The sequence below is a fragment of the Deinococcus sp. Arct2-2 genome, assembly GCF_004801315.1.
GTDB lineage: Bacteria > Deinococcota > Deinococci > Deinococcales > Deinococcaceae > Deinococcus.
This window is the reverse complement of sequence record NZ_SSNW01000060.1, coordinates 13,194-36,012: the sequence shown is the minus strand read 5'-3', so window position 1 is coordinate 36,012 and position 22,819 is coordinate 13,194. Positions and strand designations below refer to the sequence as shown.

The window sequence follows — 22,819 nt, the reverse complement described above, 5'->3', positions numbered from 1 at the left end:
CACACCCTCTTCCACTGGTGGCCTCTATCAACCAACTAATCGGAGTCCGTATCAGTGGGCCTCCTCTGCGCGTTGGCCCCAGCACAGGCGCAATTGCTGCAACCCGCAGCCGCAACGCAGGCACAGGTCATTCTCAAGCCTTTTGCTTTGGCCGGAAGCACCCTGACTCGCGGCGATTCCAAATTACGTTGGACGTGGTGGGCGGGCGCACGGTGGGCGTGCTGGCCGATGCCGCGCTGGGCAACGCCGAGGACGCCGCCCGCGCCGTATTGGCCGCGTGGGGCAGCCCCGAAGAAAATCTGGCCGGATTGGTCAAGACCTTCAATGACCCCAAATTTCAGGCCACTGCCCGCGCTGGATTCGTGGAAACCACAGACGATTCGGGCGCAGATGTGATTGCCGTGAAGTTGACTGGCACGAGCGCGGCGGCCCGCTGGAACGTGTATGCCGCCGTGAACATTCAGCCCGACAGCATCTTTCCCGCCACTACCAATGCGCTAGGCAACGTGGGCGCACCCAACGTCATCCGGATTTTCAGCGATTTTCAGTGCCCGTACTGCAAGCAGTTGTGGGACACGGCGCTGGTGGGCTGGAAGGCCAAGCCCACCGAATACCGCGTGCTGCACTACCAATTCCCGCTGTCCTTCCACAAGAATGCCTATGCCGCCGCCGAAGCCAGCGAGTGCGCCGGGGCGCAGGGCAAGTTCGGCACTTACGCCGAGGTGCTGTTTGCTCGCTTCAGCGAGTGGACGCCGCAAGTCGTTGTTGCGGCCAACTCCAGCTTCAATGCGTATGCCAAAACTGCTGGACTCAATACCTCCGCGTTCAAGACTTGCCTTGCCAGCCACAGCAAGAAACCGAGCGTAGAGGCGCAACTGGCGGTGGGCAAACAAGTCGCCGTACAGGGCACGCCCACCGTCTTCCTGAACGGCGTGAAGTTGGCTGACTACACCGATGCCGAAGAACTGGCGACGGTGCGGGCCATCACGACGGCCAAACCCAGCGCGGGAACGGTAATCGGGCAGCGGCTTCAGAGCTTTCGCTAAAGCCTAGAAAGTGGATCGTAGATCGTGGTGAAAAGCTCTGACCACGTTCCACGATCCACCCCCTACATTCCTGCTCAGGACCGCGAGTTGTAGCGCTCCTGCAATTCGGCCAGCAACGCATCAAAGCCGACGCCTTTGCGTTCCTTGTGGCCTTCCGGCGTCCGTTCGCGCACACTGACTTCACGCCGCTCCTGCTCCTGATCGCCCACCACCAGCATCACCGGAATCTTGCTGAGTTCGGCGTTGCGAACCTTGGCGTTCATGCGGTTGGTGGAATCGTCCACTTCGGCACGCAGGCCCACACGCTTAAATTCGGCGGCGAGGCTCTCGGCGTACTCGTTGTGGCGGTCGGCAATCGGAATCAAGGCGATTTGGCGCGGGGCCAGCCACAGCGGGAAATCTCCGCCGTAATGCTCGATCAGAATGCCCACGAAGCGCTCTAGGCTGCCAAACGGCGCACGGTGAATCATGACCGGGCGGTGATCCGCGCCGTCTTCGCCCACATAGGAAATGTCGAAGCGTTCGGGCAAGTTGTAATCCACCTGAATGGTGCCGAGCTGCCACTCGCGCCCGATCACGTCGCGCACCACGAAGTCCAGCTTGGGGCCGTAGAAGGCCGCGTCGCCGGGTTCTACGGTGTAGGGCAGGCCGACTTCTTCCACCGCTTCCATGATTCCGCGCTCGGCGGCGGCCCAATTTTCATCGCTGCCCACGTACTTCGTGCCTTCGGGGTCACGGGTGCCCACCCGGAAGCGCACGTCGTTCATACCGAAGGTTTTCAGCACCAGCACCGTCAGGTCAAGCACATCCAAAAACTCTTTTTTAAGTTGATCGGGGCGGCAGAAAATGTGGGCGTCATCCTGCGTGAAACCGCGCACCCGCGTCAGGCCGTTCAGTTCGCCGGACTGCTCGTAGCGGTACACCGTGCCGAATTCGGCGAGGCGCACGGGGAGGTCGCGGTAACTGCGCGGCTTGGAAGCGTAAATCCGCACATGGTGAGGGCAGTTCATGGGCTTGAGCATGTACTGTTCGTCGTCCACGGTAATCGGGCTAAAGTTGCTGTCGCCGTAATTCTGGTAGTGCCCACTGGTCTTATACAGTTCCAAGTTGCCGATGTTTGGCGTGATGACGCCCTGATAATCGCGCTGGAATTGCTGTTCGCGCAGAAACCGCATCAGTTCCTCGCGCAGAATGGTGCCGTTGGGCAGCCACAGCGGCAGGCCGCGCCCCACCAGCGGGTCGATGACAAACAGTTCCATTTCGCGGCCCAATTTGCGGTGATCGCGGCGCTTGGCTTCTTCCAAGCGCGTCAGGTACTCGTCCAGTTCCTTTTGGGCCGCAAATGCCACACCGTACACCCGCTGCAAAATCGGGTTTTTCTCGTTGCCGCGCCAGTACGCGCCCGACGTACTCATCAGCTTGAAGGCGGCGGGGAGCTTGCCCGTGCTGGGAAAGTGCGGCCCCCGACAAAGGTCGGTGTAGCTGCCCTGCGTATAGAACGTGATCGGCTCGTCTTCCGGCAAAGCGCCGATCAGCTCGGCCTTGTAGGGGTCGTAGCTAAAGCGGGCCAACGCCTCAACCTTGCTCACTTCTGCCCGCGAAAACTCCAGATTGCGGCCCAAAATCTCGCGCATGATGGCTTCGATTTGGGGGAGTTCCTCTTCTTTCAACGGCTCTGGCAGGTCAAAATCCTGATAAAAGCCGTTTTCGATGCTGGGGCCGACGCCGCGTTTGACTGCTTCTGGGCCAAAGCCTTTGCGTTCGTAAAACTCGCCCACCGCCTGACTCATGACGTGGCCCAGCGAGTGCCGGAACAGCGGCGCGGCCTCTGAGGGGTTTTTCTTGGTAATTAACGTGATGCGTGCGCCATCGGGCAGCGGGGTCATCAGGTCTACGAGGTCGCCGTTGGCGGTGGCGGCCAGTGCATCTTGCGCGAGGCGGGGGCCGATTGCTTTGGCAGCGTCCAGCGCGGTTGCGCCTGCTGCTAAGTCCAGTTGTTTTCCATCGGGTAAAAATACGTGCATTTAAGCTCCTTTTTCTTGCTGTCCCTACTTGCCCACTCCGCGCATCAATCCGCACGGGGCATAAAAAAAACCCGGCCCAGCTTTGTCAACACACCCCTTGCCAACACAACGCCTGAGAGCCGCGTGGGTTCTCAGGCGCGCAGAGTTCGGGTGGTCAGGCTGGGCAGAGGCATTTGCTGCCGCACCGCGCCGCGCCCCCACAGACCGGGACGTCCGGGTCTGAGTTGTGGTGCGGCGAAGTTCATGAGGTCAGGATAGCGGGCAAAGGGGGGCGGGGGCAAGTTAACGGGGGCTAGCTCCAAGCGCCGCCCTGCATTGGCGCGGTTTCTTTGGGGTTCGGCCCCCAATTATTGGTGCCGGGTTCACTGTCGCTCACGTTCCGAGCAAGTATCCATAACCCACCCACCAAGGGGATGAAGCCAATAAGCCAGTACCATCCCGAACGGCCCGTATCGTGCAAACGCCGGACGCTCAGGGCTAAGCTGGGAATAAAGATAATTACGAGGTAAATAGTACCTAAAACACCGTATTCGATATTGCCATCACCAAAATCTAACCCCAGCACACTATCCAAAACCCTAAGCACGAGAGAAGTGATGGAAGTAATCAGAAAAAATATCCAGTATTCACGCCGACGCGAACGGCCAGAAAAATCTTTGAACCTACGCAGAACTGTCAGAAACTCCCTCATGTCCAAATGAGCATGACACTTATTTTCAGCTCATGTTAGAGATATGAGGCAGCTTGCGGCCAACTGATTGAGCCAACGCAAAAAGCACAGCCCTGAACAGGAACCGTGCCTTTGCGAAAGCTGCGCTGAAACTGAGATTTTAGTGGGCCGCCCTATGTGCTTGCCGCTTAGCCCCAAGCGCCACTCTGCACTGGCGCGGTTCCTTTGGGATTCGGCCCCCGTTTATTGCTACCGGGTTCACTGTCAGTCGCATCCAAAACAATGAGCCAAATACCGCCAATCAGAGGGATGAGGACGAGAAGACTCCACCATCCAGAACGGCCAATATCATGCATCCGACGAATGCCGACAGCTAGGCCGGGAATGAACAGGATCAGACTTTGAATTACGCCCAAAATACCGATCTGAAGGTTTTCGACGCCGAAATCCAGACCAAGCCGTCTATCAATGAATCCAATCACAAGGGTACGAATCCAGTTGAAGAGAACAAACATCCAATACTCGCGCCGCCGTGAGCGTCCAGAAAAATCTTTGAATCTTAGCAATACCGTCAGAAATTCTTGCATATCTGAACTAGCATGTCATTTATTTTTGCTGTCTGCCCGCAAAGAAGGGAAAGTATGCCCCAGTGGGCTAGCTTGGTCTAGCCAAAGAAAGAAGCACGGCCCCAAGTAGGAACCGTGCCCCAACAACTCTCACTCTAAGTTTTGAGCTTTTACAATCCGGCTTCGGCCAAGAAGGCAGCCAGCTTTTGCGGGCGAAATCCGCTGAGGCTGGCGGCCACGTCGCCGCTGACCAGCGTGGGCACACTGCGCTTGCCGCCGTTCACGCTCATCACGTACTCTGCCGCGCTAGCGTCTTGCTCGATATTGATCTCTTCAAACTCCAGTCCCTTCTTTTTGAGGGCGGCTTTGGTAGCGTGGCAATCGGGGCACCAAGTGGTCGTATACATTTTGATCATGGGGGAAACCTCCTAAGTTGAGTGGGTGGAGCCAGAGCATTTCTGACGCCTGATAGAGCTATTCATACTTTACAAAATAAAGCATCAAAAGTCAAAGCGGGGATAGGTTAAGGGTCTAACGAGGCGCAGAGAGTTTGGTTGGCTCCTCACCCTTGACTGGGACAGCCCGAAGAGAGGGGGGAGGTTGGGAGGGGGTGAAGTGAGTGCCAGCGATTGCCCTGCCCCAACGCAAAAAACGGCCCACCACGAGGGCAGGCCGTTGGAGTGAACCTGAAGCTTAGGCTTGAGCCGGGGCTTCGGAAGTTGCCGCAGGAGTTGCCGTTTCGGGCACGGCGGCGTCGTCTGACATGTCGGTGGGCAGACCCGCTTCCAAGTCGATATCGGCGGTGCGGGGGTCTACCTTGCGGGGAGCTTTGGGGGTCATGATCATGTTCATGTCCATGCCCATCATGCTCGGCATCCCTTCGGGTGCGCCTACATCGGCCAGCGTATCGGCCACGCGGTGCAAAATGCGCTCGCCCAACTCGGGGTGTGTGCGCTCGCGGCCACGGAACATGATGGTCACTTTGACCTTGTGGCCTTCGTTCAGGAAGCGGCGCACATGTCCGGCTTTGGTGTCGAAGTCGTGGTCATCAATCTTCACACGGAATTTGATGGCCTTGACTTCCTGAGACCGCACGCGTTTGCGGTTTTCTTTTTCGTTCTGCTGCTGCTCGTAGCGGAACCGGCCATAGTCGAGCAGGCGGCAGACGGGCGGCACGGCCTGAGGACTCACCATGACGAGATCCATAGCCTTTTCACGGGCCATAGTCATGGCATCACGCGTGTCGATAATGCCGATCTGCTCGCCGCCGTCACCAATCAACCTGATCTGACGGACGCGGATTTGCTCGTTGACCTTGTGTTCTTTCGCTATGTTCATCACCTCCGCACGCCCGGCGCACGCTGGCGCTCTGGGCGGCTGTGGCCCACCTAGCTCTTGCTGGCTTAAACCAGACTTCCGGGTGGGCAGACTCCTGAGTTTACCACGCGCCCCGCCTTTTTCCGGCATATCGGCCACTCATCAGAAATTAAGCACTATTGGAATTGAGCGTCGCGCTGTCTCCGGGTGCTGCCCTATCCTTCCCTCTCCTCTCGGCGCTCTGCCATGCTGTACCCATGACCGGTTCGCCCGCAAACCCTCTCCATCCTGCCTCGGCCTACACGTTTGGGCCACTGGCCGCCCGTAACCCGGATTTAGAAGTGCTGCTGACCGATGGCCTCGGCGGATTCGCGCTGTCCAGCTTGGCGGGTGTGCCCACGCGCTGCTACTCGGGTTTGGCGGTCAGTCAGCAGCCTCCTGTGCGCCGGTATTCGCACTTGGTGTCGCCGCTGGAGGTGCTGCGGGTAGGCGCGGAAGACAGTGCGCTGCACGCGCTGGAAATTGCGCCGGGTGTGTTCGAGGGGCGCGGGCTGGAAACCCTGACGGGCGCAACGATTTGGGATTTGCTGCCCGAACGAGAACAGTTGGTGCGCGGGGTGCGGGTGCGCCGCCGGATGTGTGCGCCCCGGCACTCCGGCGCGGTGGTGTACTTGTACGACGTGCAAAGCCGCGTGCCCGTGACGCTGACGCTGGGCGGATTTTTTGTAGACCGCGATATGCATCATGTTCACCGCGCCGCGCCCAAGTTGGACTTTGCCGTGCAGCCGGGAGGAAGGCAGGTGCGCGTGCAGGGCGAGCGGGAAACGCGGGTCACGCTGCATGTGCCGCAGGGCGGGGGCGTGACCACCGATGCGCTGACCCCGGCCCCCTTTTCTCAGCGGGTGTATTACCGCCACGACGCCGCACGCGGAGAGCCGGACGTGGATTACGCACAGGGCGCGGCGCTGTGGCAGGTGCAGTTTCCGGCGGGGGGCGGGCAAGTGGCGGTGGTGGTGCAGGGCGTGGTTCAGGGGGCAGCCGAACCCAAGCCCATCTCAGACCCTTGGGCCGCCTACACAGAGGAAGCCGTGCGCCGCCGCCAACTGGCCGAGCAAGCGTGGCAAGCATCGGGCGTGCGCGACGAAGTAGTGGCGACTTTGGCCGTAGCCGCCGACGCCTACCTCGTGCAGCGCGTGAACGTGGGCAACAGTTCCCGCAGCCTCAGCGTCATTGCGGGCTATCCGTGGTTTGCCGACTGGGGCCGCGACGCCATGATTGCCTTACCGGGCCTGACGTTGGTCACGGGCAGATATGAAGACGCCCGCGACATCTTGAGTACCTTTTTGGGATCGCTGCGGCGAGGGCTGACGCCCAATAATTTTCATGATGACGGCACGGGCGCGGGATACAACACTGTAGACGGGGCGCTGTGGTTGGCGGTGGCGCTGGAACGGTACGCCCGTACCACCGGCGACGGCCCCTTTGCGCGGGCGGCCCTGCCACAATTGCGCGAACTGTTGCGCTGGCATGTGCAAGGCACCGATCACGGCATTGCCGCCGACCCCACCGACGGCCTGCTGCGGGCCGGAGAACCGGGCGTACAACTGACATGGATGGACGTGAAAATTAAGGACTGGGTGGTGACGCCCCGGCACGGCAAACCCGTGGAAATTCAGGCGCTCTGGCTGGCCGCGCTGGGAGCCGAAGCCCGATTGTCGGACCCGCTAGGTGAAGCCCCCATGTTTGCAGAGATGCTGAGCCGCGCCCATCAGGGATTCGCGGCGCTGTGGGGAACAGAGCAGAAGGCCGACGCTCCTCCGGACAGGCCTTCCTCAGACAGCACCTTCCCAGAACTGATCGCCCCGAATCCGACCCTTGTCGGCCCGCCCGCACCCCCACCGCTGGGCATGGACGGAATTACGGGGATGTTCGGCATGGGCAGCATCGGCCTGAGCAGCATAGGACTGGGGAATGTGGGACTGAGCAACATCGAACTGGGCGGCCTAGGCAACAGCGCCGACTTCTTGCCTGTGTCCCTGCCTTTGTCCCAGCCGCCCACCATTCCCACCACACCCGGCGTTCCTAGTGCGCCCAGCGCGGCCCTAGCCGACTTCTTGGCCCCGGACACCAACGGCCACTGGCAGCCCGACTGGAGCGTGCGCCCCAACGCCGCCATTGCGCTTTCGTTGCCCGATACGCCCGCCACCGCCGACCAAATCGACGCCGTAATTCGGGACATAGAAACGCACCTGCTGACGGCGGTGGGCCTGCACACCCTCTCGCCGCTTGACCCAAATTACTTGGGCAACTACGGCGGCCCGCAACTGGTGCGCGACGCGGCCTACCATCAGGGCACGGTGTGGCCTTGGCCGCTGGGCGCGTTTGTAGAAGTGCTGCTGTCGCGGGGAGAAGTGCGCCGCGCCCGCGCTGCACTGGCGGGCCTGACCGGGCACATTTGGGAAGCGGGCCTGGGTCACGTCTCTGAAGTGTTTGCCGGAGACAGCCTGACCCCCGGTGGCTGCCCCTTTCAGGCGTGGAGCGTGGCCGAGGTACTCAGAGCGCACGTGCTGGTGGCCCGCGCTGAGGCTGCCGCGCTGAACCAGAACTGAGACGAGCTTGAATTGATTCTTTGACAGAGGGCAGGGCCGCCGCTCGCACGCCCCTCTCTGCAAGCTATCCCAGTCCCACAGGTGGAGAGGGCAACACCAAGATGCTCAAGACTCTTTTTTAATTCCGTCTGACACCCAAAAGAGCCGATCCATTCCGTGTGGTTGCCCAAACCCCCCCACTGTCCTCTACACTTATCGTCAGATTTGCCCTTGACGTACCCCGGACACAAACCCTACCATCCGGAGATGATACGGACTTGCTCTGATTCCCGACTCCCCGGAACAGTACCGGAGAGTCGTACATCGCCGCCAGCCCGTCTTTGTTGCCACTCATTCCATTCGGATGCGTCCCCAACGCATCGCAATTCTGTATGACAGGCACGCTCGAACTTCCTCCGCAGGCCATGCAAGTCGGCTTGGCCGTGGATGTGGCTGCGTTTGCCATGCATGCCGGAGAACTGCGGGTGCTGCTGGTGCAACGCGGCGCATTGCCACACGCCCGCGACTGGGCCTTGCCGGGCGGCTTTGTTCATGGGGGCGAGGAACTGCACGAGGCGGCCCTGCGCGAACTGCGTACCGAAACCACCGTGCAACTGGAACCCCGCCACCTAGAGCAGTTTTATACCTTTGGCGAGGTAGACCGTGACCCGCGTGGCCGGATCGTGAGCGTGGCCCACTTGGCGGTGTTGCCGCACGGCACGGTGCGTGTTACGGCGGGCGGGCATACATTGGGCGCGGCGTGGCTCAGCGCCCATCAGCCGCCGCCGCTGGCTTTCGATCACCACCTGATTTTGGATAGGGCCATCAAACGGCTGCAACTGCGCCTCGAATATGCCAACCTTGCCCTAGAATTTTTGCCCGACACCTTTACGCTGCCCGAATTGCAGGGCGTGTACGAGGCGATTTTAGACCGCAAGCTGGACAAGCGCAATTTCCGCAAACGGCTGCTGACTTTGGGCATCCTGACCCCCAGTGGAGAACGGCGCAGCGGCGTAGGGCGGCCTGCCCAGTTGTACAAACGGGCCAAGAATGCGCGGGTGGCGGCCCTCTAATCCGGTGCTGTAATCCGGCGCTCTACCCCAGCCCCGCCGGAACCCTCGCCCCAGTTTCCGCGTACCCGCACAGCGTATGAGTCTTGCTTTTCTAATCTTCCTTGTCGCGTGGGTCTTGGGCATGATCGGCACTTTTATTCCTGCCGTCCCCGCCACCATCATCATTTTTGCCGGAACGGTGGCCGCCACCCTGCTGGACGGCTTTCAGGTCTGGCCTGACCTTCCCTTCCTACTTACCTTCGCCGTTATTACCATTCTGATTTCTATGGTGGACAATGTCGCCAGTGCTTGGGGGGCACGAAAATACGGAGGTAGCAAACAGGCCGTGTGGGGCGCACTCATCGGCGGATTGGTGGGGATTCTGCCCATCATTCCCTTCGGCCTGATCGTGGGGCCATTGGCCGGGGCGCTGATTGCTGAATTGTTCATTGTGAGGAAGCCTGTGCCGGAAGCCATTCGGGCGGCGTGGGGCACGCTGGTAGGCCTGCTGACTGGGCTGATAGCCAAAGTGGTGCTTCACCTCTTGATCGGCATTTACGAACTGTGGCGCTTGTGGGAACCCGCTAAGAGTGTGGTTGGGTAAGACTGAGGGATAAACACAGGCTCCAGCCAATGCGCCGGAGCCTGTATTTCTTGTTCATTGTTCTTTGTTTTTATTCGTTCAGCGGGCCAGCAGCAGCGGTGCGATGGCGATAAAGCCCACCAACAAAGCGGGCAGCAGCGGCAACAAGGCCCCCAATGCAGCCCGCCCGGTATTTCCTACCGTTTGCCGCAGAGCGAAGAAAGCCAACACACACTGGGCCACCGTTCCCAAAACAGTCACGATTCCCAGTGCCAGTGCGCCAGACGTTTGGGCGGCAGAAGCCAGCGCCGCCAGCTGAATCAGACGAGGATTCTGGCCCGCAGCCGCCAGCGCCGGGCCAGCAGGAACCCACGCACCAGCGGGTGTACTGAGGGTTAGCACGATGACCAGCAGATACAGCGGCACCAGCAGGGCAAACGAGGCACTAAAGATCTCTGGCACGCGGCTGCCACGCAGACTTTGGCCCCGGCCCGCGCCCAGTCGCCCCAAACCCCACATGATGGCGAAGGTCAGCACGGTTAAAAAGACGCTACCGAAGGCGTTGGTGACATGCACGATCAGGGGCGGCGAGGCAGCTTTGGTGAGTTCGGCGGCCAGATTCGCGGCGGGCCGCACCAGCAGCGCGTAGGCCACACCCGACAACACGGCTGGGATTATCACCGCCGCCCAGTAACGCCACCAGATCGGCTCGGATTTGGCGAGTTGTGTGCCAAATCCACGCGGCCCAGTCAGCAGGTCTATGGGCAGGGGTGCAGGATCGCTGGCGGGCGGCGGAATAATCGGAGCGGGTTTCAATTTACGCGGGCGGCGGGAGGGGCGGGACATCGGGCTTACTGTAGGGGATGAACAGATGGAGTGTTGATAGTGGGAGGGTGCATCTTAGGAATGTGCCTGCTCAGGCTGGTCATGGCCTGCTGCTCGGAAGCGCCCTGATAGTGGTTTGCAGGTCGGCAAGAGCCTGAGCCACAGCAGGCAGGGTCAGCAGGGCGGCCAGCACCCCAAACAGCAGCACCGCCACATACGCCGCACTGAGCCAAGGCCCCGGCCTACTCTTGACCGCCGGATCGGGTTTGGGCACCAGCCACAAGTGCAGCACCACCATCACCACGCCGCCAAACAGCAGCGCCCCCAAAGCTAGCGGAACGGTGAGCGCGGAATTGCGGAGCAGATCGCCGCTTTCGGTAGGATCGGGCAAGTTGCGGCCAGCCAAAAATGCCCCCAGCCCTATGGCAATAGAGTTGTTGAGGACGTGGACGATCACGCCGTTCCAGAGACTGCCCGTATGTTGGGCGAGGCGGGCCAGTGCGTAGGCCAGCGGCAAAATCCCCGCTATGCTGGCCGGGACACCGTGCGCCACCGCAAAAGCCACACTGACCGTGATGGCCGCCACCGTAAAGCCTGCCGCCCGCTCGTGCCCGCGCATCATCAGGCCCCGGAAGGCCACTTCTTCGGCTAGGGGAATCAGCAGGCCCGCCGCCAGCAGCAGCGCCCACAAATCCGGCCCCTGAGTCAAGAACTGCGGAATGGCCCCAGCTCCGGAAGGAAACAGCACCACAAAAAACAAGGCGAAAGCCCGCGACGCAAGGAAGGCCAGCACAAAGGCGGCAATGGCTAGGCCCCAAGACGGCGGCGTGCGCCAACGCGAATCTTGCACCAACGCCCGCATACTGGGCCGAAAGATGGTCAGGGCCAGAATGAGGTTGGCAACAAACGACAGCAGTAAGGCTGTGCCTAGTGGCACGCCTTGAGACATCAGCACCGCCGACACCACATTTTGGGTCAGCAGCAGGGTCAGCGCGGCCCGGTTGCCGTCTACCGCCCGAATGCCGGAATCGGTGGGCGGCCTCACCGGAGTCTGATCGGTGGGCCACAGCGGAGCAGGTGACTCGGGCGGTGCTTGGGGTGGCGTGGAAGGGGCGTCCGGGGCCGTCATGGGAGCCAGCCTAGCGCGGAGAGCGGGGGTGGAACGTGGGAGGTGGATCGTAGATCGTGGTGATAAGAATGGCTTCACTGGGATTCTCGCCAAGCTCATCACCAAGACTCAATATCTCTTTCCCACCGCGCCTTTCCCACGATCCACGATCTACCCTCCACGTTCTCCTAGGCTTGCACCACAGCCACAGTCAGCACCCCAATCGCCCGCTCCAGCGCCTCATCGCTGACTTGGTGATGCAGCACGAAGCGCACCGAATCGGGGCCGAGCGCGTTGGCATGCACCCCGGCGGCGGCCCAGCGTGCGGCGTGGGCAGCGGCGTCGGGCAGGGTGGCATAGATGATGTTGGTCTGCACGGCGGCCAGATTCACGGCGAATCCGGCTTCGGCGAGGGCTTCGGCCAGTTGGCGGGCGCGGCGGTGGTCTTCTTTCAGCAGGGCGGGGCCGTCTTGCAGGGCTACCAACGCGGCAGCGGCCAAGATTCCGGCTTGACGCATGCCCCCGCCCATCATCTTGCGGTAGCGGTGCGCCTGTGCCATCTGCACTTTACTGCCCACCAGCACGCTGCCTACTGGGGCACCCAACCCTTTGCTGAGGCACACGCTGACCGTATCAAAGTGGCTGGTGATGTCGGACAGCGGTACGTCTAGAGCGGCGGCGGCATTGAAGACCCGTGCGCCGTCGAGGTGCAGCGGCAAGCCTTCCTCATCGGCCACAACGCGGATTCCGGCCAGTACCTCTAATGGAATAATCGTGCCGCCCGCCTTGTTGTGTGTATTCTCCAGGCTGATCAGGCCGCTGGGAGACTGGTGAATGGAGCGGCGCACGGCAGCCCGCACCCCTTCCGGGTCAGGAATACCCAGCGGCGCAGGCACAAAGCGCGGCACCACGCCACTAAACGCGGCCATCATGCCCAGTTCCCATTCATAGATGTGGCTGCCTTCCGCGCAGATCACTTCATGCCCGCGCTGAGTGTGCAGCGCAATAGCCACCTGATTGGTCATCGTGCCAGACGGCATAAACAGCCCTGCTTCGTGTCCGGTCAGGCGGGCCACTTCCTGTTGCAAGGCGTTCACGGTGGGATCTTCGCCGTACACGTCGTCGCCCACCGCCGCCTCTGCCATCGCCGCCCGCATCTGGGGCGTGGGCGTGGTCACGGTGTCGGAGCGGAGGTCGGCAATCAGGGGGGCTGGGGGCATGAAAGGAGTGTAGAGGGTGGATCATGGATCGTGGGAAAAGCGCGGCGGGAGAGAGCATTAATATTTTTTGCGCTGAACTTTGGCAACAACCCTAGAGATTCATTTCACATCGCCACGATCCACGATCCACTCACGGCCCCTACTGTAAGGCCATGAGTTGCCCCCCCGCCCCGCACCCGTCATGATGGCGGAGTATGCGTGACCCCGCGTTGGACGCCGTAATGGAAGCCCTGAAAACCGTGAACGACCCGGAATTGCACCGCGATCTGGTGTCGCTGGGCATGATCGAACGGGCCGAAGTGTCGGGCGGTGTGGCCGCCGTGAAGGTGAATCTGACCACGCCCGCCTGCCCGCTGAAAGGCAAGATTGAGGGCGACGTGCGTGAAGCGGTGATGGCCGTGCCCGGAATCACCGATGTCGTCGTGACTTTCGGGGCGATGGTGCGTGCGCCCTCTCAGCCTGCCTTGCCCGGTGTGAAGCATGTCTTACTGGTGGGCAGCGGCAAAGGCGGCGTGGGCAAAAGCAGCGTGGCCGTGAATATCGCCGCCGCCCTCGCCCGCGACGGAGCCAAAGTGGGCCTGCTGGACGCCGACGTGTACGGCCCTTCGGTGGCGCACATGATGGGGCAGGGCGCGGCCAAAGTCACTGCCAACGCCGAGCGCAAAATGCAGCCCATCGAAGCGCACGGCGTCCGCTTTATTTCTATGGCGAACCTGTCTCCGGCGGGGCAAGCCCTCGTGTGGCGTGGGCCGATGCTGCACAGCGCCGTCCAGCAATTCCTGAAAGATGCCGCGTGGGGCGACCTCGATTACCTGATCGTGGACTTACCACCGGGTACGGGCGACGTGCAACTCAGCCTGACGCAGACGGTGCAGGTCACCGGAGCCGTGATCGTGACGACGCCGCAAGACGTGGCCCTGATCGACGCCGCGCGGGCCATCGATATGTTCCGCAAAGCCAGTGTGCCCGTGCTGGGCATCGTGGAAAACATGAGTTACTTCGTGGCCCCCGATACCGGCCTGACCTACGACCTGTTCGGGCGCGGCGGCTCGCGCAAGTTAGGGGCCGAACACTTGCTGCTGGGTGAAGTGCCGATAGACATGGAAGTCCGTAAAGATTCGGATGCGGGGGTGCCTGCGGTGTTGGCGCACCCAGATTCGGTGGCTTCGGCGGCCCTGATCCAGATTGCCCGCAACCTTGCCGGACAGGTCAGCGTGCGCTCTATGGCGCAGTCGTTGCAACAGGACTTGGCCAACTTGCCCGACCAACTCACCGTCGTATGAGCCTCGCCGCCGCTCCCTTCACTTCGCTGCCAACGCCGCTGCCCGCCCCGGAGCGCACCAAAACGCGCCTGCTGGAACTGATTAAGCGGCACGGCCCCCAGACTGCGCAGGACTTGGCCTACAAGCTGGAAGTCAGCGTGCCCGCCGCCCGCCGCCACCTGTGTGACCTGCAAGACGGCGGCCTGATCGAGTCGCGCACCGAGCGCCCCGGCGGACGCGGGCGGCCCCAGCATGTGTTTGCCCTCACCGATCAGGGCGAGGCGTCGTTTCCCAAAACCTATTCGGGTCTGTGCGTAGATGTGCTGAGGCATGTGCAGCACCTGTTTGGGCAGGGAGCCGTGATGCAGGTCTTCGATGCCCGTAGCGCCGAAATTGCCGCCCGCCTTCAGGCCGAAGTGCCGCTGTCTGCGCCCCTGCCCATGCGCGTTCAGGCCTTTGTGCGCGTGCTGTGCGAAATGGGCTTTGACGCCGTGCTGGAGCAGGAAGGCGACACGTGGCTGGTCAGCAAACGCAACTGTCCCAACCTCACGGTGGCGCGGCAATTTCAGGAACTCTGCGTGAGCGAACTGACCATGTATCAAGACTTGCTGGGCGTGCCTATGACCCGTGAAACGCGGATCGCCTGCGGCCAAAGCACTTGCCTGTACCGGATCGGCCCCTGACCATGCCGCCGTCGCCGCCCACCAGTGTGCCGGGTGTGGCCCATCTGCCCGCCAACGAAACCCCGACTGGCACGGCGCAGATGTTGCCGCCGCTTCACAGTTTGGTGGCGTGGCCCCCCGCCGAACTGGACGGCTGGTTGCGCCGCACGCAGGAGCGCCTGAATGTGCGGGCGTTTGGCCTGCCGCACCTGAATCTGCGTGCCCCGTTCCGCACACCGCTGGGCAGCCGCGATCTGGTGGGCGCTTTCCGGCACCTACTGGCCGAAACCCCGCCCTTTGAAGTCAAGATTCTGGGCTGGAAACAGCTTCCCAACGCCCTGATGCTGGAATGCGAGCGTGCGCCCGAACTGCTGGCCCTGCACCGCCGCGCCCTCGGGGCCGTGCCCAGCTCTCAGGCTCCCTACGACGGCGACGCCTATATGCCGCACCTGACGTTGGCGTTGGGCATTTTGCCTTGGGCCGAAGCGCACCTGTGGGAAGAAGTCCGCCGCCTCACGCCGCCCCTGACGCACTTTACGGTCACGGCCCTGAGTCTGACGCGGGAAATGCGCGGAGAAGTGCAGGAGCTGCATACCTTTCCGCTGGGTGAGGGTGCTGGGGTATAGGGAGCGGGAAGGACAGATGCGTCTAGCGAGGAGCTTTTGCTTCGGCCAGCACGCGCCCAACGGCCTGCTTGTACGACTGAAACGGGCGGGTGACCAGTGCCCGAATTGGCAAAGGATCACCGCTCATATCGGCAGCCAAGCTGTCTACCAAGCCCTGAAAGGCTCCACGCGGCAGCTTGCCCGCCCGCTCGATCAACGGCGCAAAGAGTCTGAGGAGGGCCGCCGGAAAATGGATTTTGATGGGTGGACGCCGCCCTAGCCCCGCCGCCGCCCCGTCGATCATCTGATCCATCGTCAACACGTCATCGGAGCCGACATCATAGGCCTGACCGAAGGCGCGGGGATCGTTCAGCACGCCAACGAGGGAGTGGGCCAAGTCGTCTACCGCCACCGTCCTCATTTTTTGCTGGCCGCTGCCGAGGCCGAAGGCGACAGGTCTGTTGGCCCCGGCCAGCACCGCATCAAACCCCGTTCCGCCGCGCCCGACGATCATGCCCGGTCTGATGATGGTCACGTCTAGGCCGCTGTTGAGGAGGAACTGCTCTGTTTTCCAGCGCCCCCGCAACCACTGGCTCGGTGCGTCGGGCGCGGTGCCGATAGACGTGACGTAGATCAGGCGGCTTACCCCGTGCAGAGCGCAGGCCGCCACGATGTTCTCCAGACCAGTCTTTTCGACGTCCATGAAGGCTTGGCCTGCCAAGTTCGCCCCTTGAGGCGATAGCGTATGCACAGATATATACACTGCCCGAACTCCTTGCAGCGCACGTTGGATGGATACGGCGTTCAGCATATCGCCCGTAACCACCTCGCACCCGGCGGCGGCCAAATCCTGAACGCGGGCCGGGTCACGGGCCAAACAGCGAACCGTGTGACCCTGTGCCAGAAGTGTTTTGACGACCTGCCGCCCCAAAAACCCAGATGCCCCGATCACAAGAATGGTGCTGCTGCCCTGTGTCACTGTTTCTCCTCGAAGCTGTGTTACAAATGCTTCTCGCATTCCGTCTCACTGTTTCACAGGCGGCTCACTACATCAGCACTTGATGCCCCAAACGGCAACAAGCGTGGATTGGAGATCGTGGGTAGGATTGTCTAAGGGTCTAGGGTCTCAGGAAGGGCAACAGCGAGGGCTGGAGTCTCTTGTTTCTACTGCCGACAATAACGAACATGGATCAAAAATCGTGGCACCCACTCAAGCCACGATTTCCGATCCACAATTTAGTTTTTTGGGCTACTTCTGACTGCTCTTACACACTTACTGGCAGCTTCAGCATTCCGGCCAACGCGTCCATAAAGGTGTCGAATCCGGCGAAATCGAGTTGCTGCTCGTTGTCGCTGAGGGCCGTCGCGGGGCTGGGGTGAACTTCGATGTGAATGCCGTCTGCGCCGACAGCCAATGCAGCTTTAGCCAAAGGAATCAGCAGGTCGCGGCGGCCCGCAGCGTGGGTCACGTCTACGATCACGGGCAAGTGGGTTTCCTGCTTGGCAAGCGCCACTGCCGACAAATCGAGGGTGTTGCGCGTCCACTTTTCGAAGGTACGAATGCCGCGCTCGCACAAAATGACCTCGTTGTTGCCTTCCGACAGGATGTATTCGGCGGCGTAGAGCCATTCTTCGATGGTGGCGCTCAGGCCGCGCTTGAGCAGCACGGGACGGCGAGAACGGCCCACTTCGCGCAGCAGGGCAAAGTTGTGCATGTTGCGTGCGCCCACTTGCAAAATGTCGGCGTGTTCGGCCACCACTTCTACGTCGCGGGTGTCCATCACTTCGGTAATAAACAGCATGCCGTTGTCGCGGGCAGCGCGGCCCCCGATGATCAGGCCGTCTACGCCCATGCCCTGAAAGCCGTAAGGGCTGGTGCGGGGCTTGTACGCGCCGCCGCGCAGGATTTTCACGCCTTTGCCCGCCAAGTACGCGGCGGTCTGATCCATCTGTTCTTCGGATTCGATAGAGCAGGGGCCAGCGATGATGGTGGGGGGCGCACTCCCGCCGATCTGCACGCCGTCGATGTCCAGTACAGTGTCGTCGACTTTTACCTTGCGCGACACCAAGAGTTGCTTCTTGTCGTTGCTTTCTTCGAGGTCAAGGCTGGCCTTGAAGATTTCTTTGAAGATGGCTTTCACGGCGGCTCCGGTGAAGGGGCCGGGGTTCAGCGCCTCCATTTCCTTGAGCTGCTTGTCTTCACGGGCGGGGTCGTAGTGGTGTGGGCGGCCTTCGAGGGTCTTGGCATGGCCGATCTGGGCCACTGCTTCGCCGCGTTTAGACAGCAACACCAAAAGGTCACGGTTGATCTGATCGACCTCGGCGCGGAGGTCGTCGATACTGCGGTGCGGTTGGGTCATGACGTCAGTGTAGGAAACTCCCGCACCCTAGAACGCGGGCCGTGCTAGTCAATTGAAAAGAGTTGTCCAGAACAACGGCGTAAAAGACGTTTATCTCACACCGGAGAAGGAGGCTGGCTGGGGTCTGGCGTATTGACCATATGCGCCGCCACCCGCGTCAGGGCCGCGTAAAACTCATGCGCGTCGGCCTCGGAAATCCGGGGGGTGGCCCGGAGCGCCGCGTTCATGCAGGCCAGTCACGCCCGCCCCCGTGTGGGGGTAATGGCGTGTGGCAAATGCCGCGCCCGCAAGCGGGGATGCCCGTAGCGTTCGTGGTACAGCGGTGGGCCACCCAAAAACCCGGTCAGGAGTGCCAGTTGCTTTTCGGCAGTTTCGGTCAGGTCGGCGGGAAAAATGGGAGCCAAATCGGGGTGTTGGGCCACCAGACCATAAAAGCGCGTGACAAGTTCGGCCAACGCTTCCGGCCCGATCCGGTCGTACAACGTGCCTCCGGGCGTGAGTTGTAGGGTGGGGGGAATGACGGTCATGCGGGCAGGGTAGCGCGGTGGGGGGAACTAGGTTTAAGAGTGGCCGTGTCTCAGGGTGGCCGTGTCTAGGGGTCTAGGGTCTAAGGTGTTGGGGCGGAATCGCTGCTGGGTGGCCCCCTCTGCTTCGGAGCTTCTCAACCCCCCCGTTGCTGACGCAACGCCCCCCTCAAGGGGAGGGCAAGGAATAAGGAATACTGCTCTCCCAGTGAGGGAGTTTTAGGCAGGTCGGCCTTCAAGGTGTTGCCAAGCTCGGCAAGAATCAATAATTCCGCCTGAGCGCCACACGCGGCAGCCCCAGCACCAGCGCCAGTGGCCCCAGCAGCAAGGCCCACAGCGCCGCCTGCACGCCGAACCGCTGGGCCAGCGAACCCAGCACAATGGGAATCAAGCCTGCCAACACCGCCGACACCGACCCCAACGCCATGACCGTGCCACTTTGGGCAGGCAACAGCGTATACAGGCGGGCCTGCAACACGGCGTACCAGCCCGAAGTGAGCAGACCCAGCACGCCCAACAGGGCCAATTTGACGCCCAACTGCGGAAACAATAAGAAGGCGGCAAACGCTAAAGCCACGCCCACCGCACTCAGGCGCACGTAGGCCACGCCCGATACCCGCTCTAGCACAGGCACGATCAGCGCGTCACCCAGCAAGCCCACGCCAGTCAGGACAATGACGGCCAAGCCTGCTTGCGCGGCGCTAGCTCCGGCGGCGTCTACAAAGTACAGAGCCACGAAGCCCCGGAACACGTCCAGCATCAGGTCGGCGCATTCCAGCAGCAGCAAAGACAGCCGAATCTGGCCCCGGCTCAGGGCGGCGCGTAAGCCTTGCCACCCTGCCCGGAAGGTAGCCGACAGGGGTTGTCTGGTTGCTTCTGGAGGGAACTGCATCACGGGATCAAGTTGCACGCGCACAGACCACAGCAGCCCCCAAGCGACGAGCGCCAGCCCTGCCAACCCAGCGAACACCGGACGCCAGCCCCCACCCAGCGCCACCGATAAGGCCACCAGCAACGGGCCGCCGAGGTTGCCCACCGATCCGGCCAGCGCCCACCGCGCCATGTTTTGCTCGTGGCGGGCAGGGTCGGCGTCCATCAGGGCGGCTTGGGTCAGGCTGACAAACGCGCCCGATGCCGGATAGAACAACAGCAGCGCCAAGAGTAGCGGCCAAAACCCGCCAGCAGTGGCGATCAGCACGAGCGCCGCCGCGAAGCACACGCCACCGCCCAAAATCAGATGTCGCCTATAGCCTGCATCCGACAAAAAGCCCAGCACCGGCTCCAGCAGGTTGCCGAATACGGCGGGACTGCCCAGCAGCAAGCCGACTTGCACATAATTCAGCGCCAGATCGGAGCGCAACGACGGCCAAGCCGCACCCGTCGCACCGTCTACGAGCTCGTCTACCAGTTCGGCGGCAAGGGCAGCCAACAACAAAAGGGTGGGAGGCAGGAGGCGGCGCAGAGATAAGACGCGGACGTTCACAGGACGTAATTTCACAGAGGGCCGTTCCTTTTGGGCAAGAGGCGAACACGCTGGACGCAGCAGGTGTGCCAAATGCGGCGGGGAAAGCCCGGTAAAAGTGGCCCGGTTCAGAGGGCCGGGGCAGTCTGGTCACCAAGGTGGGAAGGACATAGGTTCAGGGTACATCCGAATAAAGGCCAACAGCAAAAAGGCCCCAGCATATGCCAGAGCCTTTGAAACCGGGGATTTGGAAAATGGGGGCGAGAGCCTTAGCTCCAGTTCCACACCGTGGGTTCGTACTCGTAAGCCCCGCCGATCATGCGGCGAATGTGGCCCAGCGCGTGAAACGGGAAGTGGTACCCCGTGACCCACAGCCCTTCGGTGGTCACTTCATCGAACAGGCGCTGACGGGTACGGGCGGCCAATGCGCCGTCGGTGTCGAAGCCCACATATGCGCCCCGGTGCTTCAGGCTCAGCAGGAAGTGTCCGGCAGCGTCCCCGAAGACCATCAGTCCCGCGTTGCCGCTGACTGCACGCACGCTGAGGTGGTTGAGGGTATGGCCGGGGCTGAGAATCGCGGTCAGGCCGGGCACGATTTCGGCTCCCGGCTGAATCAGCGTGAAGCGGTCTTTGAGGCCGATCAGGTTGACCTGCACCGAGGCGTTGGGCGTGGCCTGAGTCGTCCAGAACTGGAATTCTGCTGCGCCCATGACATGCCGTGCCTGCGGAAACGTGGGCTGCCCCGCCGTAGTCAGGCCGCCGATATGGTCGCCGTGCCCGTGCGTAATGAACACGGTGTCGATAGTGGCCGGGTCGATGCCCGCCCGCCGGATATTCGCCAGCGTTTGGCCTGCCGTACCGCCGCGCCCGGTATCGATCAACACGCGGTTCCGGCCCGTTTCGATGATGGTGGGATTGAAGTGGTTGACCGTGTTGGTGGGGGCCACATGGTACTCGGCCAGCGTCGCGGCAAACTCGGCCTGACGGTCAGGATTCGCTCCCCAAGTGGGCAGCAAGGCAGCCAGCGGAGCCGTACCGTCGCTGAGTACGGTGACGGTCATATCTCCGATTTTTTGGCGGTAAAAGCCGTTGCCGTTGAGGGGGCCAGTGGGGGCGGCAGGCGCAGCGGGCGTGGCCGGGGAAGCGGGCGTGGTGGTTTGGGCCAAGGCCAGCGGTGAGGCGGCGGCCACCACTCCAGTCAGGCCCAAGAGTTGCAGGGCGCGGCGGCGATCTAGGGCAGCGGCAGGCAAGATGATTTGATCGTCAGACATGGGGAAAACCTCCGGCGAATGAGGAAAGGACAGCAGCGAGATTCGGTTTGGGCCGGATGAATGCAACAGACAGCGCATTACCCGGATTGAAGTGAACTTACCTTTCAACGTTGAACGATAAATTCAGAAGCAAAAGTATTCAGGCATACGCTGAACATTTGGCGGAAGTTTAGAAACAAGTGTGGTCACAGACGGGCACACTCCTTGCGTTCAGCGCCCCGGCCATTTCTGCTGCTGACCGAAGCCTTGTTTCAGCGTCCAGCGCGGCTTCCCCACATCCTCTAACACACTACTCAACCGCTCTTTAGCTGCGGCTTTGGCCTTCGCCGCGCACAACCCATTTGGTGGTGGTCAGTTCTCGCAGACCCATCGGCCCCCGCGCGTGCAGTTTTTGCGTGCTGATCGCTACTTCTGCGCCCAACCCCAGTTGCCCGCCGTCGTTGAAGCGGGGGCTGGCGTTCACCACCACGGCGGCGCTGTCTACGTCCTGCACAAAGCGATCGGCCTGCGCGGGGTCACGGGTGAGGATCACATCAGTGTGGTTGCCGTGCAGGGCGATAAAATCTAGCGCTTCATCCAAGCCCTCTACGACCCGAATGCTGGCGGTGAGGGCCAAAAACTCGGTGCCGTAGTCGGCGTCGGTGGCAAGGTGGGCCTGCACGCCAGCGGTACTGAGGGCGGCCAACGCTTCGGCATCGGCCCGCAGGTCTACGCCGTGCGAGACAAGGTTTTGGGCGATGGCGGGCAGAGCAGGCAGCGCGGCGCGGGCCACCAGCAAAGTATCGAGCGCGTTGCAGGCACTCGGCTTTTGCACTTTGGCGTTGCGAATAATCTGCACAGCCAACGCCACATCTGCCGGATTTTGAGCAAAAGTGCCGTCCAGATACACATGCACCACGCCGATGCCGCCCACGATCACGGGCACGGTGGCGTTTTCCACACAGTAGCGGTGCAGCCCCGCACCACCACGTGGAATAATAGCGTCCACCAACGTATCGAGCCGCAACAGTTCCCGCATCCGCTCGCGGGCCGGGTCATGGATCACCTGCACGACGTCGGCGGGAAGGTTCTGGGCGTGCAGAGCGGCGTGAATGGCCTCTTCCAGCGCCGCGTTACTGAACACGGTTTCCTTGCCGCCGCGCAGAATCACGGCGTTGCCGCTCATCAGGGCCAGCGCCGCCACGTCTACGGTCACGTTAGGGCGACTCTCGTAAATCACGCCCAGTACGCCCAATGGCACGCGCCGCCTAGAGACACGAATGCCGCTGGGTTGCACTTCTTCGGCGGTGGTTTCGCCCACCGGATCGGGCAGGGCGGCCACCGCTTCCACATCGGCGGCGATGGCTTCCAGCGAGGCGGCAGAGAGCCTCAGGCGGTCTACCATGTGGGCAGGCAACTCGGCGGCCTGTGCAGCGGCGATATCCTGCGCGTTGGCGGCCAGAATGTCCCCTTGCCGCGCCCGCAACTCGGCGGCGATGGCGTGCAGTGCAGCCACCTTCTGCGCGGTGGGCAGAGAACGCAGCACCCGCCCAGCGGCCCGCGCCCGCACGCCCATGCTGTGTACCGATGTGTTTGCTGTGTTGCCCGCTGCCTCTACCGCCGTCATGGGGGTAGCGTAACAGGGTGGGGGCGGTCTAAGAGTCTAAAGGTCTAGGGTCTAAGGAGGTGGGGCGG

At 62.0% G+C, this 22,819-nt stretch carries 20 protein-coding genes and 1 pseudogene; 7 read left to right on the top strand and 14 right to left on the bottom strand.

What is annotated here, in order from left to right:
- Window positions 1-1,046: thioredoxin domain-containing protein (locus tag E7T06_RS19390; RefSeq protein WP_136367409.1), on the top strand; the 1,046-nt coding region annotated here is incomplete at its 5' end.
- 74 nt (window positions 1,047-1,120) lie between these two features.
- On the opposite strand, the gene thrS is transcribed toward E7T06_RS19390, so the two are convergent.
- The 5 genes from thrS to infC form a co-directional block, all read right to left on the bottom strand.
- Window positions 1,121-3,070, bottom strand: coding sequence for a threonine--tRNA ligase (gene thrS, locus E7T06_RS19385; protein ID WP_136367408.1), 1,950 nt, complete (start codon window positions 3,068-3,070; stop codon window positions 1,121-1,123).
- A 292-nt stretch (window positions 3,071-3,362) separates the two neighbouring features.
- Entirely contained in the window at window positions 3,363-3,761 is a 399-nt protein-coding gene (locus E7T06_RS19380) for a DUF805 domain-containing protein (RefSeq protein ID WP_136367407.1), read from the bottom strand.
- Window positions 3,762-3,928: 167 nt separating this feature from the next.
- On the bottom strand, window positions 3,929-4,327 hold the full coding sequence (locus E7T06_RS19375; protein WP_136367406.1) for a DUF805 domain-containing protein: 399 nt from the start codon (window positions 4,325-4,327) through the stop codon (window positions 3,929-3,931).
- Between the two features lie 149 nt (window positions 4,328-4,476).
- Complete coding sequence (locus E7T06_RS19370; RefSeq protein WP_136367405.1) at window positions 4,477-4,722, bottom strand: glutaredoxin domain-containing protein; 246 nt, start codon at window positions 4,720-4,722, stop codon at window positions 4,477-4,479.
- Window positions 4,723-4,999: 277 nt separating this feature from the next.
- A complete protein-coding gene (gene infC / locus E7T06_RS19365; RefSeq protein ID WP_136367404.1) occupies window positions 5,000-5,647 on the bottom strand; it encodes a translation initiation factor IF-3 in 648 nt (215 codons plus the stop codon).
- A gap of 233 nt (window positions 5,648-5,880) precedes the next feature.
- Here infC and E7T06_RS19360 point away from each other — a divergent pair, with 233 nt between their 5' ends.
- The 3 genes from E7T06_RS19360 to E7T06_RS19350 all read left to right on the top strand — a co-directional run bounded on the left by E7T06_RS19360 (window position 5,881) and on the right by E7T06_RS19350 (window position 9,867).
- A complete protein-coding gene (locus tag E7T06_RS19360; RefSeq protein ID WP_136367403.1) occupies window positions 5,881-8,232 on the top strand; it encodes an amylo-alpha-1,6-glucosidase in 2,352 nt (783 codons plus the stop codon).
- A gap of 371 nt (window positions 8,233-8,603) precedes the next feature.
- A complete protein-coding gene (locus E7T06_RS19355) occupies window positions 8,604-9,284 on the top strand; it encodes an NUDIX domain-containing protein (RefSeq protein WP_136367402.1) in 681 nt (226 codons plus the stop codon).
- A 76-nt stretch (window positions 9,285-9,360) separates the two neighbouring features.
- Entirely contained in the window at window positions 9,361-9,867 is a 507-nt protein-coding gene (locus E7T06_RS19350; protein WP_136367401.1) for a DUF456 domain-containing protein, read from the top strand.
- Between the two features lie 78 nt (window positions 9,868-9,945).
- Here the strand turns inward: E7T06_RS19350 and E7T06_RS19345 are convergent, their stop codons facing one another.
- From E7T06_RS19345 to E7T06_RS19335, 3 genes are all read right to left on the bottom strand, one after another.
- Complete coding sequence (locus E7T06_RS19345) at window positions 9,946-10,692, bottom strand: hypothetical protein (protein WP_136367400.1); 747 nt, start codon at window positions 10,690-10,692, stop codon at window positions 9,946-9,948.
- A 79-nt stretch (window positions 10,693-10,771) separates the two neighbouring features.
- Window positions 10,772-11,800 (bottom strand): type II CAAX endopeptidase family protein, encoded by a 1,029-nt coding sequence (locus E7T06_RS19340; RefSeq protein WP_136367399.1) that lies wholly within the window; start codon window positions 11,798-11,800, stop codon window positions 10,772-10,774.
- Between the two features lie 167 nt (window positions 11,801-11,967).
- On the bottom strand, window positions 11,968-12,999 hold the full coding sequence (locus tag E7T06_RS19335; RefSeq protein WP_136367398.1) for a GntG family PLP-dependent aldolase: 1,032 nt from the start codon (window positions 12,997-12,999) through the stop codon (window positions 11,968-11,970).
- A 194-nt stretch (window positions 13,000-13,193) separates the two neighbouring features.
- Here E7T06_RS19335 and E7T06_RS19330 point away from each other — a divergent pair, with 194 nt between their 5' ends.
- From E7T06_RS19330 to E7T06_RS19320, 3 genes are read left to right on the top strand one after another with little or no spacing between them, the layout of a single operon-like run.
- Window positions 13,194-14,282, top strand: coding sequence for an Mrp/NBP35 family ATP-binding protein (locus E7T06_RS19330; protein WP_136367397.1), 1,089 nt, complete (start codon window positions 13,194-13,196; stop codon window positions 14,280-14,282).
- Window positions 14,279-14,944, top strand: a complete 666-nt coding sequence (locus tag E7T06_RS19325) for a metalloregulator ArsR/SmtB family transcription factor (protein WP_136367396.1) — start codon at window positions 14,279-14,281, stop codon at window positions 14,942-14,944. Before E7T06_RS19330 ends, E7T06_RS19325 begins: the two co-directional genes overlap by 4 nt.
- Window positions 14,945-14,946: 2 nt before the next feature.
- Window positions 14,947-15,549, top strand: a complete 603-nt coding sequence (locus tag E7T06_RS19320; protein ID WP_136367411.1) for a 2'-5' RNA ligase family protein — start codon at window positions 14,947-14,949, stop codon at window positions 15,547-15,549.
- 22 nt (window positions 15,550-15,571) lie between these two features.
- On the opposite strand, the gene E7T06_RS19315 is transcribed toward E7T06_RS19320, so the two are convergent.
- The 6 genes and pseudogenes from E7T06_RS19315 to E7T06_RS19290 form a co-directional block, all read right to left on the bottom strand.
- A complete protein-coding gene (locus tag E7T06_RS19315) occupies window positions 15,572-16,507 on the bottom strand; it encodes an NAD(P)H-binding protein (protein ID WP_168733668.1) in 936 nt (311 codons plus the stop codon).
- 286 nt (window positions 16,508-16,793) lie between these two features.
- Window positions 16,794-17,888 (bottom strand): bifunctional 3-deoxy-7-phosphoheptulonate synthase/chorismate mutase, encoded by a 1,095-nt coding sequence (locus tag E7T06_RS19310; RefSeq protein WP_136367394.1) that lies wholly within the window; start codon window positions 17,886-17,888, stop codon window positions 16,794-16,796.
- Between the two features lie 95 nt (window positions 17,889-17,983).
- Window positions 17,984-18,415: pseudogene (locus E7T06_RS19305) on the bottom strand (globin).
- A 259-nt stretch (window positions 18,416-18,674) separates the two neighbouring features.
- Window positions 18,675-19,910, bottom strand: coding sequence for an MFS transporter (locus tag E7T06_RS19300; RefSeq protein ID WP_136367393.1), 1,236 nt, complete (start codon window positions 19,908-19,910; stop codon window positions 18,675-18,677).
- A 233-nt stretch (window positions 19,911-20,143) separates the two neighbouring features.
- A complete protein-coding gene (locus E7T06_RS19295; protein ID WP_136367392.1) occupies window positions 20,144-21,145 on the bottom strand; it encodes an MBL fold metallo-hydrolase in 1,002 nt (333 codons plus the stop codon).
- Window positions 21,146-21,449: 304 nt separating this feature from the next.
- Complete coding sequence (locus E7T06_RS19290; protein ID WP_136367391.1) at window positions 21,450-22,751, bottom strand: glutamate-5-semialdehyde dehydrogenase; 1,302 nt, start codon at window positions 22,749-22,751, stop codon at window positions 21,450-21,452.
- Window positions 22,752-22,819: the final 68 nt, after the last annotated feature.

Bases quoted from the DNA above. Each gene is read 5' to 3' on its own strand.
- E7T06_RS19380 (WP_136367407.1), bottom strand. From the start codon at position 3,761: ATGAGGGAGTTTCTGACAGTTCTGCGTAGGTTCAAAGATTTTTCTGGC.
- E7T06_RS19375 (WP_136367406.1), bottom strand. From the start codon at position 4,327: ATGCAAGAATTTCTGACGGTATTGCTAAGATTCAAAGATTTTTCTGGA.
- E7T06_RS19350 (WP_136367401.1), top strand. From the start codon at position 9,361: ATGAGTCTTGCTTTTCTAATCTTCCTTGTCGCGTGGGTCTTGGGCATG.
- thrS (WP_136367408.1), bottom strand. From the start codon at position 3,070: ATGCACGTATTTTTACCCGATGGAAAACAACTGGACTTAGCAGCAGGC.
- E7T06_RS19345 (WP_136367400.1), bottom strand. From the start codon at position 10,692: ATGTCCCGCCCCTCCCGCCGCCCGCGTAAATTGAAACCCGCTCCGATT.
- E7T06_RS19335 (WP_136367398.1), bottom strand. From the start codon at position 12,999: ATGCCCCCAGCCCCCCTGATTGCCGACCTCCGCTCCGACACCGTGACC.
- E7T06_RS19320 (WP_136367411.1), top strand. From the start codon at position 14,947: ATGCCGCCGTCGCCGCCCACCAGTGTGCCGGGTGTGGCCCATCTGCCC.
- E7T06_RS19360 (WP_136367403.1), top strand. From the start codon at position 5,881: ATGACCGGTTCGCCCGCAAACCCTCTCCATCCTGCCTCGGCCTACACG.
- E7T06_RS19310 (WP_136367394.1), bottom strand. From the start codon at position 17,888: ATGACCCAACCGCACCGCAGTATCGACGACCTCCGCGCCGAGGTCGAT.
- E7T06_RS19290 (WP_136367391.1), bottom strand. From the start codon at position 22,751: ATGACGGCGGTAGAGGCAGCGGGCAACACAGCAAACACATCGGTACAC.
- E7T06_RS19295 (WP_136367392.1), bottom strand. From the start codon at position 21,145: ATGTCTGACGATCAAATCATCTTGCCTGCCGCTGCCCTAGATCGCCGC.
- E7T06_RS19330 (WP_136367397.1), top strand. From the start codon at position 13,194: ATGCGTGACCCCGCGTTGGACGCCGTAATGGAAGCCCTGAAAACCGTG.
- E7T06_RS19325 (WP_136367396.1), top strand. From the start codon at position 14,279: ATGAGCCTCGCCGCCGCTCCCTTCACTTCGCTGCCAACGCCGCTGCCC.
- E7T06_RS19340 (WP_136367399.1), bottom strand. From the start codon at position 11,800: ATGACGGCCCCGGACGCCCCTTCCACGCCACCCCAAGCACCGCCCGAG.
- E7T06_RS19370 (WP_136367405.1), bottom strand. From the start codon at position 4,722: ATGATCAAAATGTATACGACCACTTGGTGCCCCGATTGCCACGCTACC.
- E7T06_RS19355 (WP_136367402.1), top strand. From the start codon at position 8,604: ATGACAGGCACGCTCGAACTTCCTCCGCAGGCCATGCAAGTCGGCTTG.